Origin of the sequence: Brevibacillus sp. HD3.3A, from assembly GCF_013284375.2 — a bacterium.
GTDB classification, from domain to species: Bacteria; Bacillota; Bacilli; order Brevibacillales; family Brevibacillaceae; genus Brevibacillus; species Brevibacillus parabrevis.
In genome coordinates, this window is sequence record NZ_CP085874.1 from 5958305 (window position 1) to 5975692 (window position 17388).

Genomic DNA, 17388 nt, shown 5'->3' on the forward strand with positions numbered 1-17388 from the left:
AAGGAATTGTTGAGCTTCGTTTGCGATTGTGTGAAAATCAGAGACCAGTCACATGTCCAGCTTTTCCATTCTTTTGCGATTGCGTGCTTCTTGCTTCTTCTTTCTCCTCAGTTCCATCGCGGTATAAAACGCCGGGACGACCACGAGCGTGAGTACCGTGGAAAAGAACAGGCCCGAAATGATCGTCACAGCCAACGGCTTGAACAGCACATCGCCGGAAATCGCCAGCGGAAGCAGACCTGCAATCGCTGTCATCGACGTCAGCAAGATCGGCCTGAATCTCGCCTCTCCCGCTTCAATCACCGCCTTTTGCAAGGCCAGCCCCCTGTTGCGAGCCTGCTCGATGAACTCGACCAGCACAATCCCGTTGCGAACGACAATGCCGGACAAAGACACAATCCCCATCATGGACATGAAGCCCAGCGGAGTCCGCGTGACAAACAAACCGATGAGACTGCCGGAAATCGCCAGGTAGACGGTGCTCATGACAAGAACGGGAATCCGCAGCGAGTAGAACTGCATGGCGATCAAAATGACAATCAAAAAGATGACGATCACCGACAGCTTGCCCATATCGAGGAAGACTTCGACTTGCGCTGATGTCTCTCCGTCATACTCCAAAAAATAGCCGTCAGGCAAAGCCATTTTGGCGAGTTCAGGCTTGATTTCCTTCATCACCTCTGTAGCTGTCCGTCCCTTTACCTCGCCTGTAATCGTCACCGTCCGGTCGAGGTTGCGATGCGGGATGTTTTGCACGCTAAAAGACGGTTGAACGCTCACCAGTGAAGCGAGCGGGACTTGCTCGCCTTTTGCATTGGCGACAAACAGCCGCTGGAAAGCATTGACGCCCGCTTCCCCATCCTGCTTCACATATAAAGTAATGTCCGTCAGTTGCTTGCCGTCGTCAAACTCGCTTACTTTGATGCCTTCGCTCACCAGCCGCAGCGTCCGCGACAGTTCTGCCGCCGTGACGCGATTTTGCTCCATCATCGCTTGATTGGTTTCAAAAGCGATGGCGTAGCTGTCCACTCCCAAATCGTCCTGCACCTCGGTTATGCCATTCACCTTGGCGACTTGCTCCTGTATTTGCAAAGACAACTGACGCAGTGTCGTAATGTTCTCGCCGTACACCCGGATGACCACCGGCTTGCCCACAGGCGGGCCTGTTTGCAAATCGCGCGGGACGATCACAGCTTCCGGAAACTTTTGGCGAATCTCAGCCAGCGTCTCGTTTTGCAGCTTTTGCAAAGACGTTGCCTGTTTGTCCAGGCGCACAATCAACTGCCCGACATTTGCGCCGCTGCCCGCCCCCGTAGTGCTGCCAAAAATCTTCGGTGCGCTTCCTCCGGCAAAGGAACTGACCATCCAAACCCCATCCGTAGCGGAAAAGTCCTGCGACACCTGCTTGACGACCCGATCGGTTTCTGCCAGGCTGCTTCCGTTTGGCAACTTGACATTGACCAGAAAGACGTCGCGATCAGACACCGGAAACAGCTGAATCGGCGTCAACGGGATCAAAAGATAAGCCATTGTACTGATCAAAACGGCAGCAACGCCTGTCGCCAGCGGCCTTTTCAACAAGCGCGGCAAGACCGTTCTGGCGTACCAGTTGGACAGATGAAGCAATTGTTTGCCCAACAGCCCCGCAGGTTTTCTCATGTCCAGCTTCTTGCGTCTGCGCTCTTCACTCCATCTGCGAAAAATCGGAACGATCGTCAGTGACATGACCATGGAAGCCAGCATCGAGACAATGATCACGACCGGAATCGGGCGGACAAAAGCACCCGAGCCGCCGCTGAGAAACAGCAACGGACCGAACGAAGCAACCGTTGCCAAGGTAGCCGTCAAAATGGAGACCGCTACTTCCTTCGCCCCCATCACTGCCGCCCGCTGCGGCTGCTCGCCATGCTTGACGAGTCTTCGCTCGATATTGTCGTTCACGACCACCGCATCATCGACGAGAATCCCCAAAACGATAATCAAGCCGACAATCGTAATCTGGTTCAAGGTCACTTCAAAAAACGGCAAAAAAATCATTCCGGTCGCAAGCGAAATCGGGATCGCCAGGGCGACCATTAATGAAGTCGTAAAATTCAAGCCGAGCGTACAAACAAGGAGAACGGCGACAACCGCAATCAACAGCTCGCGCCACAAGTCTGAGAAAATCTCGTCAATCCGCTCATTTTGCGTGTAGAGAGACTCTGCTTGCGCCCCGGCAGGCAAGGTGCTGCGAAGCATGTCTACCTTTGCATCGATTTGCTGTTGCAATCGGGTGATGTTTGCTTTTGACTCGGTCATCAAACTGATCGAGACGGCTGGCTTGTTGTTGTGATAGGCGAGATAGGCAGGGGCTTTGGCTGTAAATTGCACATCGGCCACCTGTCCGAGATAGATCGCGCTCCCGGTTTTTCCGTAGCCGACCACTACCTGCTCCAGCTGCTTGATGTCTTTCCATTCCGTCATTCTCAGCTCGTACGTCCGCTGATCGATTTGATAGCTGCCGAGCGGAGCCGTCTCGTTCGCCGCTTTGATCGCAGCTTGCACTTGTGCCCAGGTCAAATGCATGAATGCAAGCTTTTGCGGGTCGAGTCTAATCTGGATTTCCTGCTCCGGCAGCCCTTCAATCGTCACGCTGGAGATGCCCGGAATTTTGCTCAGTTGCTTTTCCCACATGGTCAGCGGCTCTCGCAACTCATCGAGCCGGGAAGCCGTGTCCACCGAAATCATGAACGTCTGGGCGAACATTCTCCCCATGTCGTCGTTCACGACAGGCTGTCTCGCCTCTGCCGGCAAAAAGGCTTCTGCGTCCTTGACCTTTTTGCGCAGCTCCTCCCACGTTTCTTTTTGGTCTACTCCGTTGTTCACCTCGACCGTAATGATGGAAAGGCCCGGCTGCGATTGCGAGGTGATAGCCTTTAGCCCCTGCATTTCCTTGATTTTGGCTTCGATTTCCTTCGTCACCGTCTGCTCGATTCGCTCTGCCGAAGCGCCTGGCAGCGCGGTCGTGACAGATGCGCGATTAACGGCAATCTCCGGAATTTCCTGATGCGGCAGTTGAAAAAAGCTCAACACCCCGACCAGAACTACCATGATGAAAAACAGCAGCGTAATTTTTTGCTTGCGGATCAAAAAGTCGATCATGGCCGCTCACCCGTCGAGACTTCCAGCGTATCGCCCGCGAACAATTGCTCCGCCCCTTTGGTAACCACCTGCTCGCCAATGGTGAGACCGGATGTGATTTGCAGCTGGTTGTCAACGATCGTGCCGAGTGTCACGGGAACTTTTGCCGCTTTGTTATCCCGGACAACAAAAACGTACGGCTGCGTTTCTCCCCTGCTTTGCACCGCTTGTACAGGGACAAAAATGCCCTTTGGTCCTTGATGCTCGTGAACGACCGTAGCGACTTGCCCTGCAAGCCAAGCGCGGTCGGGATTCTCTACCCGCACCTCGACAGGGACAGTCCCGCTCCCTTGACTGGCTGCGGGCGACACGCGCTGCACGATTCCGCTTCGTTTCTGATCGTACAAAGTAACGGTAACCTCGTCTCCCTTTTTCCAGAAGCCGATGTCACGATCCGGAACGGCGAGCTGGATCAGCAGCGCATCTACATTGCCGATCCGGTATACGGGTGTGCCGGTAGATGTCAGTTGGCCGACCGAAGCCAGCTTTTCCAGCACGACACCGGAGATGGGCGCGGTCAAATCTGCTTTTGTCTGCGTCAAAGCGGCCCGCTGCTGGCCGACTACCGCCTGCCGATACACGCCAGCGGTTTGTTGTTTCTGCTCCTGGCGCGGCCCCTCTGCAACCAGGGCATACGTCTCTTTGGCATTTTCCCAATCTTTTTCGGCCAATGCCGCCTTGTTCTGAACGTTTTCCCAATCGTTTGTCGACAAAGCGCCCTGGCGGAACAACACTTCCGACCGCTGCAAATCCGCTTTTGCCTTATCCATGAGCGCCTTGGCTTTGTCCAGATTGTTTTGCGCTTGCAGCACTTCCTCTGCGCGAGCGCCGTTCGTCACTTGCGCCAATTGCGCCTTGGCCTGCTGAACCGATGCCGCCGCGCTTGCAGCCTGTAACGATAAATCGCGTCCATCCAGACTGGCAAGGACACTCCCCGTCTCCACATAGTCGCCTGCTTCTGCCAGCAGCGTGACGATGCGGCCATTTATTTCAAACGACACCTGCGTCTCTTCCACTGGCGTTAAAATGCCGGACCACTTCGCCACCTGCCCAAAAGCCTCTTCCTTCACTTGGGTAACTGCCACTCGTTTGACAGTGGTCTGCTCCACTGCTGCCTTATCAGAGGCAGCTGGACTGCATGCAGCAAGCAAAAGAGCACTGGAAAGCACGATCACGCGTTGCTTCATCTGATTCAAAATCGATCCCTTCCTTCGCCCATGAACTTTACTTGTGTAAAGCTCATCATAGAAACCTCCAGATGTATGCCGAATGTTCAGAATCATTCTTTTCGTAGACGCTCTAATCTTATTGCAGTTGTTCACGTCATTGCACTACGTCTGACAGAAGTGTCGAAAAAAGGACAAAAAATAAAGGCCGCGAATGCCCAGGCGCTACCCTACATTTTGACGCCGTATCCATCCAGCATCACCTGAAAAATCAGGTTGTGCCACTCCTCCTCCGCGACCTTGCGACTTTTGGGAATTTGTATCGATTGAAACAGCAAGCCAGCGATCAGCTCGCTAGGAATTTCGCGGCGAATCGTGCCTTCTTCCTTGCAAGCTTCAATGACGTCTGTCAAAAGTTTGTTCAATATATAGTGCTGTTGTCTGAGCGTCGTCATCGCCTTTTCCACATTCGGCGATGCAGCCCCGTTCACGAAAGGAGCAAACAACAAAATCTGGTGAATGTCTGCGTATTTCATGAACGAATCGTACATGTTCCGCAGCTTCGCAAGCGGCCGCGCGATCTCATCCGTGTCTTTGTACTCGGCCATAATCGTATCCATGAGATGCACCATTAAAGAAGCAATCAATTCATCCTTGTTGGAAAAATATTCGTAGATCGTGCTGCGGCTCACATTCAACTGATCGGACACAAGCTTGAAGTGAAAGCCCGCGTACCCTTTTTCCACCAAAATTTTGCCCGATACCTCATATAGTTCATCGATGTGCAGTTTTTGTCTCGCCATCCGTTACGCTCCCCTCGTTCTTCCTGCGATGAACCGTTTGAAGTCACCCTTGTTGATGAACAGTTTACACAAGCTTCTTCATAACCTCAACCCTCCTCTCTTCTCGCATTTTCTCTTGTGTTACAATGAATTTGGAAAAAAACGGATTGTACAGGAGTGTTGAAATGGATCTCTCCAGGCTCGCGAAAAAAAACCATTATGAACACATTACGGAGCAATTGAAAACGCTCATTCTCAGCGGCAAACTGCAAGCCGGGAGCAAGCTCCCCTCCACCAAGGAGCTGTCGGAGCAATTCGGTGTCGGGCGTTCTACCACCCGCGAAGCGCTTAGTGCCCTCAAGGCAATGGGGCTGATCGAGATTCGCCAGGGCGGCCACTGCACAGTGAAAAGCACCTGCTCCCCTGTCCAAAGCTTGCTGCCTGATCTGCAAGGCTTGCGCAACAATCGCCAGACCATTCTTGAATTGATCGAAGCGCGAAAATCGCTGGAGGTCGCCAACGCTGCCATCGCTGCAAGCAAACGGGACGAGCATGACCTGCACGCCCTGGAAGAAATTTTGAGCGAGATGGAGCAGCATATCGGAAACGAGGACATAGGCGAGCGCACCGATCTGCTCTTTCACCTGGCGCTCGCCAAAGCGACGCACAACTCCATACTCGTGCATCTGTTTGAATCGATCTCCAAGCAGATGGAGATTGGCATTCGCGAGACGAGAAGAGTCGAGATTTACTCCAACCGCTCTGTCTCCGAACAGTTTTTTCTCGAACACAAAGCGATCTACGAGGCCGTGAAGCGACAAGACCCGGAAGCGTCCCAAGCCAGAATGACTGAACACCTGCTCCACGTAGAACAAATTCTTCTGAAATATTTGGCTAATTGAGAGAACGAAAAAGCAGCTGTCGAGCGATTCGGCGGCTGTTCGTCTTTTTTCTGCTCTCTTTTTTCGCCAGGCGAAATAAACCACTGACCAAGCTGTAAAAAAATATTGCAAAGATACAATGAAAGGTTTACATTACTTTCTGGGATGATAATGATTTTTATTATCAACGAATAAGTACACACTTATATGATAAATAAGGGGATGTTTTCACATGATGAAAAAATGGGGTTATCCGTTGTCCGCAGTTGTACTCGGCTCGTCTCTCATGCTATCTGCTTGCGGAAGCGCTGAGACGCCGAAAGAAGAGAAAAAACCTGAGGCAACTCAACCTGCTGCACCTGCTGCTACTGAAACGCCAGCAGCTACTACCGCTGTTGATTTGAAAGCTCCGATCGACGACTACCGCAAATGGGTCATCGAACAGACAGACCAACTGGTAAAAGCAACCGAAAGCTTTACCGCAGCTGTTAAAGCTGGCGATATGGAGAAAGCGAAAAAAGAATACGCTCCAGCTCGCGCCTACTTCGAGCGCATCGAGCCAATCGCCGAATCTTTGGGTGATTTCGACCCTTGGATCGATGCTCGCGAAGGCGATGTTCCAGATAACGAGTGGCGCGGTTATCACAAACTGGAAAAAGCTCTGTGGGAAACCAAATCGGTTGCTGATTCGGGCGCTGTAGCAGACCAGCTGCTGCAAGACGTCAAACAACTCCGCGTCAAAGTCGAAAGCGTGGAGATCGATGTAAAAATGCTCGTAACAGGCGCTGTAGAACTGCTGAATGAAGTATCTACCAGCAAGGTGACAGGCGAGGAAGAGCGTTACTCCCACACTGACCTGTACGATTTCGCAGCAAACGTAGAAGGCGCAAACGAGATTTTCAAAGTGCTGAAGCCTGCTGTTGATGCCAAAGACGCGGCTCTGTCCAAAGAGATCGAAACCCGTTTTGCTGAGCTGGACGCGGCCCTCGCTCCTTACCGCAAAGATGGCGGATATGTGCTGTACACAGAATTGAAGCCAGACGAAGTGAAAAAACTGAGCCAAGCTCTGGATGCATTGGCTGAGCCACTGTCCAAAATGGGCACCATCATTGGAGGCTAACTGATGAACAACAAGCATCCCGAAAACGACCAGACAAAATTTACTCGTCGTGAAGCGCTGAAGCTCGCTGGCGTAGGAGGACTCGGGCTGATTCTGGGCGCGACTGGCATGAAATCGTTCATGCCGTCAACTCCTTCCAGCGAGAAAGCAGCTGCGACCCCTGTTCTTTCCGACGGCATTATCCCTTTTTACGGGAAGCATCAGGCCGGGATCATTACACCTATGCAGGATTTTATCTGCATGGGTGCTTTTGATTTAACGACGACATCATTGGACGACGTCCGCAAGCTGTTCCAAAGCTGGACGGCCGCCGCAGCCCGTTTGGCGGCTGGCAAGACGGTAGATGAGGAGAGCGGCAGCCCGCACCTCCCGCCTGTCGATACAGGAGAGAGCGTCGGGCTCAACCCGATGCGGCTGACGATTACTTTTGGACTGGGCGCTTCCTTTTTCGACGAACGATTCGGTCTGTCTGCCAAGCGGCCCGCCGCCCTGGTCGATCTGCCCCGCTTCAACAGTGACGAAATTCGCAAGGAATGGTCAGATGGAGACATCGTCGTCCAGGTTTGCGCCAACGACCCGCAAGTTGCTTTCCACGGGCTGCGCAACCTGGCTCGAATCGCGCGCGGAAAAGCTGTGCTGCACTGGGTTCAGGAAGGCTTCCAGCGCACGGGCGCAGCCGATCCAAGCGGCTCTACCCCTCGCAATCTGATGGGCTTTAAAGACGGAAGCAACAACCCGAAAGTCGACGACCCGGCCGCTGCCGATGAAATCGTCTGGGCGCAACCGTCGGACAATCCGGCCTGGATGGCTGGCGGCAGCTACATGGTCATGCGCAGAATCCGCATGCGAATCGAAGTATGGGACCGCTCAGCCCTGGACGATCAGGAAAACACGTTTGGCCGACATCGCGATTCTGGCGCACCGCTCGGAAAAGCAAACGAGTTCGACGATCTGGAGCTGAATCGCAAAGACGCCAAGGGCAACCTGGTCATTCCGGCTGATTCTCACGTAGCCTTGGCGCATATGGAAGGCAAAGTCAAAATTCTGCGCCGCGGCTATTCGTATTCCAGCGGACTCGATGTCCGCACCGGGCAGCTTGACGCCGGACTGCTGTTCATCTGCTTCAACCGCGACCCGCGCAAGCAATTCATCCCGATGCAACAAAAACTCGCGTCAGTCGACTTGCTGAACGAATACATCACCCATGTCGGCAGTGGGCTTTATGCATGTCTTCCGGGTGTAAGCGAAGGCGGCTACATCGGAGACACACTGTTCTAACCAACTAGCATGGATGGAGTGAATACTTTGAAACGCTATCTTTTTTCCGTTTTCCTCTGCCTCCTGCTGCTCATCTCCGGGCTGTCGACTGCCATTGCCGCTCCGCTCGCACCTGATCAGCTCAAACAGCTGATCGCGCTCTCCAGCGATGCGCTGATCAGCAGCGGAGACAAGAACTGGGACGAGGTTACCAAAGCCGTAACCAGCCTGAAAGCCGTCTGGGACGCGAACACGGACGATACGTCAGCAGAGGCTCAGGCTTTGTCGGCAGCGGTTGAGCAAGCCCAGCAGGCACTCGGCGAAATACAGTCGAATCCCGAAGCAGCCACGGCTGCCATCTCCAATCTGGCAAAAGCAGCCGACCGCTACGTAACCAGCAAAGAATCAGCAGGTCAGCCAAAGGAAAAAGCGCACAAGCAAATCGCCAACTTGCTGCCTTTTCTGGAGAAAAGTCTGACTGCTATCTCGGAAAACAACTGGCCCCAGGCCAAGCAATCGTACAACAGCTTCGTAACAGGCTGGTACAAGGCGGAGAGTCTGGTTCGCTCAGAAAACGCCTCCGTCTATGGTGATATGGAAGTAAAAATTAGCGGCGCCCGCATCGCCTTGAATACCGAGCCGCCGAATGCACAAAAAAGTACGGAAAAACTGCAAACGTTGAAGCAAGCCGTCGAAGACTACGTAGCAGGAAAATCAGTGGCGCCTGGCTCCAGTGCCGTCGCATCAGGGGAACAGCCAACGATCTCCTCGCTTTTGCAGCTGATCAGTTCGGTAGAAACGGACATCGCCAGCCAAAAGGCCGACGACGCCGCAGGAAAAATGGACACGTTTATTGCCTCGTGGCCTTTGGTAGAAGGCGTGGTCATGACCAAGTCGCCAGCCACCTACAGCAGCATCGAAGCAAAGATGGTTTCCGTGCCGACCTTGATCTTGTCCAACCCGCCGCAATGGGAAAAAGCAGCGGCTCTGCTGGGCGAAATGAAAGTCGAGCTTGAGCCGTTTGCTACCGCCGCCTCCTATACAGCGTGGGACGCAGGACTGATTTTGTTCCGCGAAGGCTTGGAAGCGATCCTGATCATCATGTCGCTGCTTGCGTTCCTGCAAAAGTCAGGGAATGCGGACAAGCGCAAATGGGTCTGGTCAGGGGCGGCGCTTGGTATCGTTGCCTCCGCGCTGCTCGCGATTGTGCTCAGCATCGTCTTTTCCAATCTCACTACAGGAAGCTCGCGGGAAACGATCGAAGGCATTACAGGACTTATTGCTGTCGTGTTCATGGTGACAATCGGCGCCTGGCTGCATAAAAAGTCCAACCTGCAAGCCTGGAACGAGTTTGTGCAGAAATCAATCGGTTCCTCTCTGGCAAAAGGCGCTTTGTGGTCGCTTGCCTTCACGGCCTTCCTCGCAGTTGTTCGCGAAGGCGCGGAAACGATCATTTTTTACATGGGGATGGCAGCATCGATTTCCATGACAAACCTTTTGCTCGGGATCGGTGGCGCGCTGCTTTTGCTCGCCATCATCAGCTTCGCTTTCATCAGGCTCAGCTCGCGGATTCCCGTCCGTCCGTTCTTTTTGGTTGCCAGCCTGCTGCTCTATTACATGGCCTTCAAGTTCATCGGGGTCAGCGTACACGCCCTGCAAGTCACGGGCAGCCTGCCGGCGCACAGCTCGGAGCTGTTGCTCCATTTGCCTAATCTGGGCATCTACGCGAACTGGGAAACGACGATTCCGCAGCTTGTCATTCTCGCCATCATTTTGGTGAACCTGTCGCTGTATTCGTGGAAAAAGCCAGCGAAAGGCGTTCCGCGGACAAATTAAGCACACCAGCATAAAACGCAGCTCACTGGCATGACACCCGTGCCGGAAGCTGCGTTTTTCATAGGGACATACAACCTTCAAATGATGCATTCTCTCATTTCCCTCCGCCAAAATCTCACAAATGCTGTAAAAAGGTATAGACAACCCGCCCATTTTACGACAAAATTAAACGTTATCTTGCAACAGATGTAACTTTCGTTTTACATGATTCGTCATTAGTAGGATGGTAAGATTCCTTATGGATTGGAGAGAAATATGGGGGCAACATCAAACTCTGTAAAAGTCGACGTCAAAACGACTTCGCGCGTCCGCCAAAATATGGTCTATCTGTTAATTCGGCAGCTTCGTCCACACCAATGGACCAAAAATTTGCTCGTGTTTGCGGCACTGCTCTTTTCTTTGCACAAAGTCAGCACAGATGTCATCGGCAAATCGCTGTTTGCTTTCCTGCTGTTCTGCTTCGTGTCAGGCTGTGTCTACATCTTGAACGATTTCGTAGACATTAAAAACGACCGGAACCACCCGGAGAAGCAATTCCGTCCGATGGCTTCCGGCGCGCTGCCGCCTGCGCTCGCCTTGTCGTTCGGGGTATTTTTGCTGGCAGGCTCGCTGTTTTCGGCCTTTTATTTTGACCGACTGTTCGGCGTCGTGCTCACGGTGTATTTTGTGCTCAACGTCGCCTATTCGCTCAAACTGAAGCATGTCGTCATCCTCGACGTGATGATTATCTCGTCCGGATTTGTCTTGCGGGCCATCGGGGGCAGCCTGATGATCAACACGCCGTTTACGCCATGGTTCTTGCTCTGTACCATGCTGCTTGCCCTGTTTCTTGCGATCAGCAAGCGACGCCATGAGCTGCTTTTGCTGCAAGCCCACAAAGGCACGCATCGCAAGGTACTGGACAGCTATTCGTCCGAATTGTTGAATCAACTGAATACGATTGTCACGACAGCCACGATTATCAGCTACAGCTTGTTCACCTTTACCTCCGGGCGAACCGTTCATTTGATGTGGACGATTCCGTTGGTGATCTTCGGCATTTTCCGCTACCTGTACCTGATTACGATTACGGACAAAGGCGGCAGCCCTGAAAAAGTTCTGCTCCAGGACAAGCCGATTCTCATCACGGTACTGCTCTACGTCATCGCCGTAGCCGGCATTATTTACACCTTTGAATTTTAATTGCACAGACAGGTTGTGGATCAAACTATGCCATCCATCGTTCTTATCCTCATCTCGGTCATTCTCAGCGCAAGTGGTCAGATTGCCATGAAAATGGGGGCGTCCTCCCTCTCTGGCAACAATGACGCGCTGGTGTTGAAGTTCCTGCACTATTTTACGAACCTGCCGATCATGGTCGGTTTGGCGCTTTACGGGCTTTCCGCGTTTATCTGGATTGCCGCGCTGGAAAAAGTTCAGCTTTCTTACGCTTATCCGATGGCGGCCCTCGGGTACGTCCTGGTAGCCGGACTTTCTTTTCTGATCTTTCAAGAGCCGTTGTCGCTCACCCGTATCGTAGGGCTGGCAATCATCGTCGTAGGCGTCGTTGTCATCTCCCAGTCATAATCATCACGAAAGAGGAGCGTAGTCATGTTATATGCGCTGGCGCCGTTTATCGGCTGGCTTGTGTCTGGAATAACCAAATTTTTGATTAATTACCTCCGATTTGGGCAAGAAGCAAAAAACATGGTGGGGAACGGCGGGTTTCCCAGCACGCATACAACGGTCATGGTCACCACCGTATTTTTGATCGGCTTGCAGGAGGGCTTCACTCATCCGGCATTCGGACTCGGGGTCGCCGTAACGTTTATCGTGATCATCGACGCCACCGGACTGCGCAGAGCCGTAGGCAAGCATGCCGCCGCTCTCAATGCGCTGGCAAAAGAACACCCGGACAAGCAGCTTTTGTCCAAGCCGTTGCGCGAGAGCATGGGTCATACCAAATGGGAAATTGCCGGGGGGCTGGTGCTGGGGATCATTCTCGCCACCGTCCTGCACCTTTTGGCTGCAAACCTCCCTGTTCTGTAGATTCAAAAACAGGAGATTACATTCATGAATAACCGTACCGCTACTTACTCGTTTGTAATCGGGGCGACCTTGCTGTTTTTTATCGCCTCGATCGTACTCGTTACGTCGACTTTCTTTTTGCTGGGCATCCCGGTTACTGCGGTCAGCTTCTGGCTGTCTGTCCTGGCCGCTCTTGTTTGCCTGCTGGCCATGACGGCCACGTTTGTTCCTTTGCGCCGCCCGACCTGGCTGGTCGCCTTGCTCGCAGGGTTGGCCATCGTCATCGGGGGCGGCTGGTACATTAGCGCCAATACGTTCGATCTGTCTTTTGATGGACAAACGTATCACCAGGAAGCCATCATCTTGCTTACGAATGGCTGGAATCCGGTGCACGATGCCCCGATTCTCAAGCCCCCAGGCAAGCCGATCGAAGAAATGGACAACAAGGAAATCTTGTCTGCCTTCCACCTGTGGATCAACCATTACGCCAAAGGGCCCTGGATGCTGGATTCGGTCATGTACAAGGTGACTAACCAGATTGAAGTCGGGAAAATTTTCAACCTGCTGCTCATGGCTGCGTCCTTCTTCCTCAGCTTGGCAGCGCTGCGGACGGCTTTTCCTGCGAAAAAGGGGCTGGCGGTCGTTCTGGCGATTTTGGCTGCCTGCAATCCGGTCGTCGTGTCGCAAGCGACGTCCTTTTACATTGACGGACAGCTTGGCTCGCTCGTGCTGATCATTTGCGCGCTCGGGTATTTGCTGCTCAAACGCTACCACACCTGGACCATGCTCGCTCTCTGCTCTGCCCTGATGTTGCTTGCGCAGATCAAGTTCACAGCGTTGGTGTATGCCGTACTGCTTGGCGGCGCTTTGCTGGTGCTGTTCTTTTTCTGCGATCGCCAAAAACGCTGGAAAACCGTTCTGGCGTGGCTCGCCGCGAGTCTGGTCATTACCGTCGTCGTTGTCGGCTACAATCCATACGTCACCAATACGCTTGCCAAGGGACATCCTTTCTACCCGCTGGCGGGCAAGGGCGCGGTGGATATTATGACTTCGAACAGCCCGCACGACTTTAAAGACATCAACTCGCTGAGCAAGCTTGGCATTTCCTTGTTCGCCCAATCGGAAAATATCGCTACGCCAAAAGAAACGACGCTGAAATGGCCCTTTACCTTCTCCGCGCAGGAACTGAAGGTGTTTCTGGCTCCGGACGTGCGAGTGGCGGGCTTTGGACCGTGGTTTGGCGGCGCGGTGCTGCTTGCCTTCCTGATCGTGCTTGCTTTGCTTTTCGGTCGCAAGCGCAGGAAAGCCTTGCCGTTCCTCGTCGCAAGCATCATCTTGCTCATCACTGTCCTGATCAACCCGGAAAGCTGGTGGGCGCGGTACGTTCCGCAGCTTTGGCTCATCCCGCTTCTCGTCACGCTGGCAAGTTGGGACGCACAAGCTGCGCTCACCCGCTACGGCAGCCGCATCCTGCTCGCTGTCATGCTGGTCAACATGCTGCTCGTTGGCAGCGCCCACATGCTGGGACAAAGGTCCATTAACGCAATGGCCGAGCAACAGCTTCAGGAAATCAAGGCGAGCAACAAGACCATGATCGTCGACTTCCGCCACTTCAACGCCAATCGCATCCGTCTGCAAGAGGCGGGTATCCCGTATATCGAGCAAAAGATCGCCGAAGGGCAAGAAGTAAAAGGAATCATCAGCTCGCGGGCGATTTACTACTTGCAGTAGTTGCGCGTGACTCATGCGAATGCAGCCTTCAACCTTGCCTTATATCCACAAGCAAAAAACCTTCTCAGCAATCGTTGAGAAGGTTTTTTTATGTTGCGCTGAACTTACTTCTATTCGTGGAAAAACAGCGGAAGCTCTTGCAAAAAGATGATGTCCGAGCGCTTGGCTGCGTCTCCCTCCGCCAAAATAGCCGCTCTCGCTGCGACATGGCCCCCTGCCTTGACTACGAGATCTTCAATCGCTTGCAGCGACTTGCCTGTGCTGATGACATCGTCGATAATCGCGACGCGTTTGCCGGAAATTTCTCTGGCATCCGCGCCATCCAGGCAAAGAATTTGCTTTTTCTGCGTAGTAATCGATTCGACTTCATTGATCAGCGGAGCATCCATATACGGCTTCGTGCTTTTCCGGGCAACGTAATACTTTTTCATCTTCAATACACGGGATACTTCAAAAATCAAAGGAATGCCTTTTGCTTCCGCCGTAATCAATACATCGACTTCCGGGAGCTTCTCGGCAAGCAGTGGTGCCGCTGCCGTCACCAACTCTGTATCGCCCAGGATGACGAAGCTCGCGATGCTAAGGTTGTCTGCTATCGGCATAATCGGCAGCTCGCGCGTTACGCCTGCCACTTCCAGCGTGTATGTTTTATCCACAAAAAATCCCTCCTGATTTGCGTCCCTACATCCCAAATGCATGGATCAATGCTCGCATCAGCAAGCCTGCCAGCATCCCGAAAAACGGGTCAGAAATCGCCGTCACCACCATCGTTGTTCCGCCAATCAAACCGGACGAAGCTTCTCCCCCTGTCAGAGCGGCAGTCGCATTCCCCGGCACCGTCACGATGGCCCCGAGCACGAACAGGAACCCGGCAATCGATTCACTCGGGATGTAGCGGCCGATTTTCGGCAAAAGACCTGCAAACAGAATCGCCGCCATCAGCACCATCATCAAAACACCGGACGCAACCGGGTTGGGCGCCCCTGCCGTAGCGGAAATGATCGCCTCTACCGGCGCTCCGCCGAACAGTGCCGACACCATATCGGCCACGCTGGAGATTACGCTGAGCGTGTCAATGTTCACATCGGATTTGGCGATTTCACCGTTAATTTGTCCAAAAGCGATGTTCGCCCCGATATTGAGGCAAACCATCGCCATCGCTCCGCGCAAAATGCCAGGGGAAAACGTCAGCTTTTGCAGAACAAGACGGTCGTTCGCAATCGGCTTGATCGAGCTTCCTTGTTTAAGCAGGATGGCGACCAGACTGGAGATGAGCACCGAGATCGTCACGGTGTAGACGAGATCCTTTGTGATGAAATACGTCAGCAACCCGCTCCCCATCGAAGTGACACCAACAGGCATGTTGTTGCGAGCCATTTCCCACGACACCCGCGCCAGCATGATGCCGACACCTGCCATCATGCCATTGGTAATGACCGGGCCAATAAAATCGACGATCTTTTCCAGAAAACCAAACAGACCGATGATGGTCATAATAATTCCGCCAACAAAAATCATGGACAGTCGTTCTCTCATGCTTTTTCCGATCGTTCCCGCCAAGGCAATCGTTTCCGCCTGATAGGATACGACCGCGACAGAGCCTGTCAGAGCGTTGCCCGCTGCGCCTACCAGAAAGGCCAGAGCCGTCGGCACGGAGGCAAAGCCAAGAGACAATGCCAACAGCCCTTGCGGCAAGCCGTTCAATACGACACTGAGGGCCGCTACTATGTCTTTCCATTCCATGTTGTCCTTCTCCTCACTTCGCTGCTGTATACAAATGACCGTTTTTTCACATGAGTTAAGGTAACATAAAAGACGATCTTTTTCAAACAAAAACTAATTAATGTTCGTTTTTAATCGGTAAATCATTGCTTTTATAGTTATTTCCCATATTAACATCCGTTATAAATCGAACATTAAACCGATCGCAAGACGTGCTATCACGCAAAAAAAGACGAGCGCATAACGGCTCGTCTTTGCTTCTCGCTCAAAACTTTTTACAGCTTGATGGCAATCAACTTCAACTCTGTCATCTCTTCAACCGCGTATTTGATTCCTTCGCGGCCAAATCCGCTGTCTTTGACACCACCGTACGGCATGTTGTCCACGCGGAAGGTCGGGATGTCATTGATCATCACGCCGCCCACTTCCAGCTCTTCGGCTGCGCGCATCGCTGCATGAATGTCGCTCGTGTAAATACCCGCCTGCAACCCGAAACGGGAGTCATTCACGGCTTCAATCGCCTCGCCTATTGCTTCAAACGGAGTGACTACAACGATTGGGCCGAATACTTCCTGGCAAGAGACAGAGGAGTGGGCGCTTACGTTCGTCAGGATCGTCGGAGCGAAAAGCCGCTCGTTCACTGCTTTGCCGCCTGTCACGACCTGCGCTCCCGCCTGAACCGCTTCTTGTACCCATGCTCCCATCCGCTCGTGGTCTTTTGCCGAAATGACGGAGGACATGTCTGTCGCCTCCTGCAACGGATCGCCCAGGACGAGCTTCTCTGTCGCAGTCTTGAATTTATCGAGAAACTCCTCGTACTTGCTCTGGTGAATATAGACGCGTTGCAGCGAAATGCACACCTGCCCGCTAAAGGAAAATGCGCCCACCACGCAACGATCAACCAGCGCCTGCGTAATCTCAACCGTCTGGTCAATAATGACGGCAGAGTTTGAACCAAGCTCAAGCGTCACGCGCTTCAGACCTGCTTTGTTTTTCATCGCGATTCCGACCGCAGGACTGCCTGTAAACGTAATCGCGGCAATGCGGCTGTCGCTGACAAGCTTCTCGCCTACGACCGCGCCTTTTCCTGGCAAGATATTCAGCGCCCCTTCCGGCAATCCGGCTTCCGCAAAAATGTCGGCGAGGACCAAGGAGCTGAGCGGCGTCTGGCTCGCGGGCTTCAATACGACCGTATTCCCTGCCGCAATCGCCGGGCCGACTTTGTGCGCCACCAGGTTGAACGGGAAGTTGAACGGTGTAATCGCCCCGACTACGCCAATCGGCTTGCGAACGGTAAAAGCAAGTCGGCCTTCGCCGCCAGGAGCCGCATCAAGCGGAACGGTTTCCCCGTGAATGCGCTTCGCTTCCTCGGCCGCGAATTTGTACGTCTGAATCGTGCGGGCGATCTCTACCCGTCCTGTGCGCAGCGGCTTGGCAGCTTCCTGGGCGAGAATCACTGCCAGCTCCTCCTTGCGCGCTTCCATGATCGCCACCGCTTTTTCCAAAATCAGTGCGCGCTGGCTGGCTGGCAGCTTTGCCATCGTTTTTGCCGCCGCAGCCGCTGCGCGGATCGCCTCATCGACGTCAGCCTCGTCAGCCTGTGCGATCTCCGCCAAAAGCTCACCGGAATAAGGAGAGTAGAGTGGCGCGTACTCGTTTGCTTCTTTCCATTGTCCGTTAATATACAGATGCTTTTTCATGCGTAC

14 protein-coding genes are annotated in these 17388 nt (G+C 53.3%); 8 read left to right on the forward strand and 6 right to left on the reverse strand.

Annotation, left to right across the window (positions count from 1 at the left end; genetic code table 11):
- Positions 1-48: 48 nt before the first annotated feature.
- The 3 genes from HP435_RS27780 to HP435_RS27790 form a co-directional block, all read right to left on the reverse strand.
- Complete coding sequence (locus HP435_RS27780; protein ID WP_173598975.1) at positions 49-3141, reverse strand: efflux RND transporter permease subunit; 3093 nt, start codon at positions 3139-3141, stop codon at positions 49-51.
- Complete coding sequence (locus HP435_RS27785) at positions 3138-4367, reverse strand: efflux RND transporter periplasmic adaptor subunit (RefSeq protein WP_229049990.1); 1230 nt, start codon at positions 4365-4367, stop codon at positions 3138-3140. The genes HP435_RS27780 and HP435_RS27785 overlap by 4 nt, the downstream gene beginning before the upstream one ends.
- Positions 4368-4576: 209 nt before the next feature.
- On the reverse strand, positions 4577-5149 hold the full coding sequence (locus tag HP435_RS27790; RefSeq protein WP_173598973.1) for a TetR/AcrR family transcriptional regulator: 573 nt from the start codon (positions 5147-5149) through the stop codon (positions 4577-4579).
- 164 nt (positions 5150-5313) lie between these two features.
- Here HP435_RS27790 and HP435_RS27795 point away from each other — a divergent pair, with 164 nt between their 5' ends.
- The 8 genes from HP435_RS27795 to HP435_RS27830 all read left to right on the forward strand — a co-directional run bounded on the left by HP435_RS27795 (position 5314) and on the right by HP435_RS27830 (position 13960).
- On the forward strand, positions 5314-6030 hold the full coding sequence (locus tag HP435_RS27795; protein WP_173598972.1) for a FadR/GntR family transcriptional regulator: 717 nt from the start codon (positions 5314-5316) through the stop codon (positions 6028-6030).
- A gap of 211 nt (positions 6031-6241) precedes the next feature.
- A complete protein-coding gene (efeO, locus tag HP435_RS27800; protein ID WP_122962368.1) occupies positions 6242-7129 on the forward strand; it encodes an iron uptake system protein EfeO in 888 nt (295 codons plus the stop codon).
- 3 nt (positions 7130-7132) lie between these two features.
- Positions 7133-8407 (forward strand): iron uptake transporter deferrochelatase/peroxidase subunit, encoded by a 1275-nt coding sequence (gene efeB, locus HP435_RS27805; RefSeq protein WP_173598971.1) that lies wholly within the window; start codon positions 7133-7135, stop codon positions 8405-8407.
- Positions 8408-8425: 18 nt separating this feature from the next.
- Positions 8426-10222, forward strand: a complete 1797-nt coding sequence (locus tag HP435_RS27810; protein ID WP_229049774.1) for an FTR1 family iron permease — start codon at positions 8426-8428, stop codon at positions 10220-10222.
- A 255-nt stretch (positions 10223-10477) separates the two neighbouring features.
- Positions 10478-11404 carry a decaprenyl-phosphate phosphoribosyltransferase gene (locus HP435_RS27815; RefSeq protein ID WP_122962365.1) on the forward strand — a complete coding sequence of 309 codons (927 nt, stop codon included), beginning with the start codon at positions 10478-10480 and terminating at the stop codon, positions 11402-11404.
- A gap of 27 nt (positions 11405-11431) precedes the next feature.
- Entirely contained in the window at positions 11432-11788 is a 357-nt protein-coding gene (locus HP435_RS27820) for an SMR family transporter (RefSeq protein WP_122962364.1), read from the forward strand.
- 24 nt (positions 11789-11812) lie between these two features.
- Positions 11813-12250: a divergent PAP2 family protein gene (locus tag HP435_RS27825; RefSeq protein ID WP_122962363.1), complete on the forward strand. Its 438-nt coding sequence runs from the start codon at positions 11813-11815 to the stop codon at positions 12248-12250.
- Positions 12251-12274: 24 nt separating this feature from the next.
- The gene (locus HP435_RS27830; protein WP_173598969.1) at positions 12275-13960 is read left to right on the forward strand and encodes a hypothetical protein; all 1686 of its coding nucleotides are present in this window, start codon (positions 12275-12277) and stop codon (positions 13958-13960) included.
- 110 nt (positions 13961-14070) lie between these two features.
- On the opposite strand, the gene HP435_RS27835 is transcribed toward HP435_RS27830, so the two are convergent.
- The 3 genes from HP435_RS27835 to HP435_RS27845 form a co-directional block, all read right to left on the reverse strand.
- The gene (locus HP435_RS27835; RefSeq protein ID WP_122962361.1) at positions 14071-14616 is read right to left on the reverse strand and encodes a phosphoribosyltransferase family protein; all 546 of its coding nucleotides are present in this window, start codon (positions 14614-14616) and stop codon (positions 14071-14073) included.
- 25 nt (positions 14617-14641) lie between these two features.
- Positions 14642-15703 carry a solute carrier family 23 protein gene (locus HP435_RS27840; protein ID WP_173598968.1) on the reverse strand — a complete coding sequence of 354 codons (1062 nt, stop codon included), beginning with the start codon at positions 15701-15703 and terminating at the stop codon, positions 14642-14644.
- Between the two features lie 254 nt (positions 15704-15957).
- Complete coding sequence (locus HP435_RS27845; RefSeq protein WP_122962359.1) at positions 15958-17382, reverse strand: aldehyde dehydrogenase family protein; 1425 nt, start codon at positions 17380-17382, stop codon at positions 15958-15960.
- Positions 17383-17388: the final 6 nt, after the last annotated feature.

Excerpts from the sequence above, each read along its gene's own strand:
- HP435_RS27780 (WP_173598975.1), bottom strand. The coding sequence starts at position 3,141 with ATGATCGACTTTTTGATCCGCAAGCAAAAAATTACGCTGCTGTTTTTC.
- HP435_RS27785 (WP_229049990.1), bottom strand. The coding sequence starts at position 4,367 with ATGAAGCAACGCGTGATCGTGCTTTCCAGTGCTCTTTTGCTTGCTGCA.
- HP435_RS27790 (WP_173598973.1), bottom strand. The coding sequence starts at position 5,149 with ATGGCGAGACAAAAACTGCACATCGATGAACTATATGAGGTATCGGGC.
- HP435_RS27795 (WP_173598972.1), top strand. The coding sequence starts at position 5,314 with ATGGATCTCTCCAGGCTCGCGAAAAAAAACCATTATGAACACATTACG.
- efeO (WP_122962368.1), top strand. The coding sequence starts at position 6,242 with ATGATGAAAAAATGGGGTTATCCGTTGTCCGCAGTTGTACTCGGCTCG.
- efeB (WP_173598971.1), top strand. The coding sequence starts at position 7,133 with ATGAACAACAAGCATCCCGAAAACGACCAGACAAAATTTACTCGTCGT.
- HP435_RS27815 (WP_122962365.1), top strand. The coding sequence starts at position 10,478 with ATGGGGGCAACATCAAACTCTGTAAAAGTCGACGTCAAAACGACTTCG.
- HP435_RS27820 (WP_122962364.1), top strand. The coding sequence starts at position 11,432 with ATGCCATCCATCGTTCTTATCCTCATCTCGGTCATTCTCAGCGCAAGT.
- HP435_RS27825 (WP_122962363.1), top strand. The coding sequence starts at position 11,813 with ATGTTATATGCGCTGGCGCCGTTTATCGGCTGGCTTGTGTCTGGAATA.
- HP435_RS27830 (WP_173598969.1), top strand. The coding sequence starts at position 12,275 with ATGAATAACCGTACCGCTACTTACTCGTTTGTAATCGGGGCGACCTTG.
- HP435_RS27840 (WP_173598968.1), bottom strand. The coding sequence starts at position 15,703 with ATGGAATGGAAAGACATAGTAGCGGCCCTCAGTGTCGTATTGAACGGC.
- HP435_RS27845 (WP_122962359.1), bottom strand. The coding sequence starts at position 17,382 with ATGAAAAAGCATCTGTATATTAACGGACAATGGAAAGAAGCAAACGAG.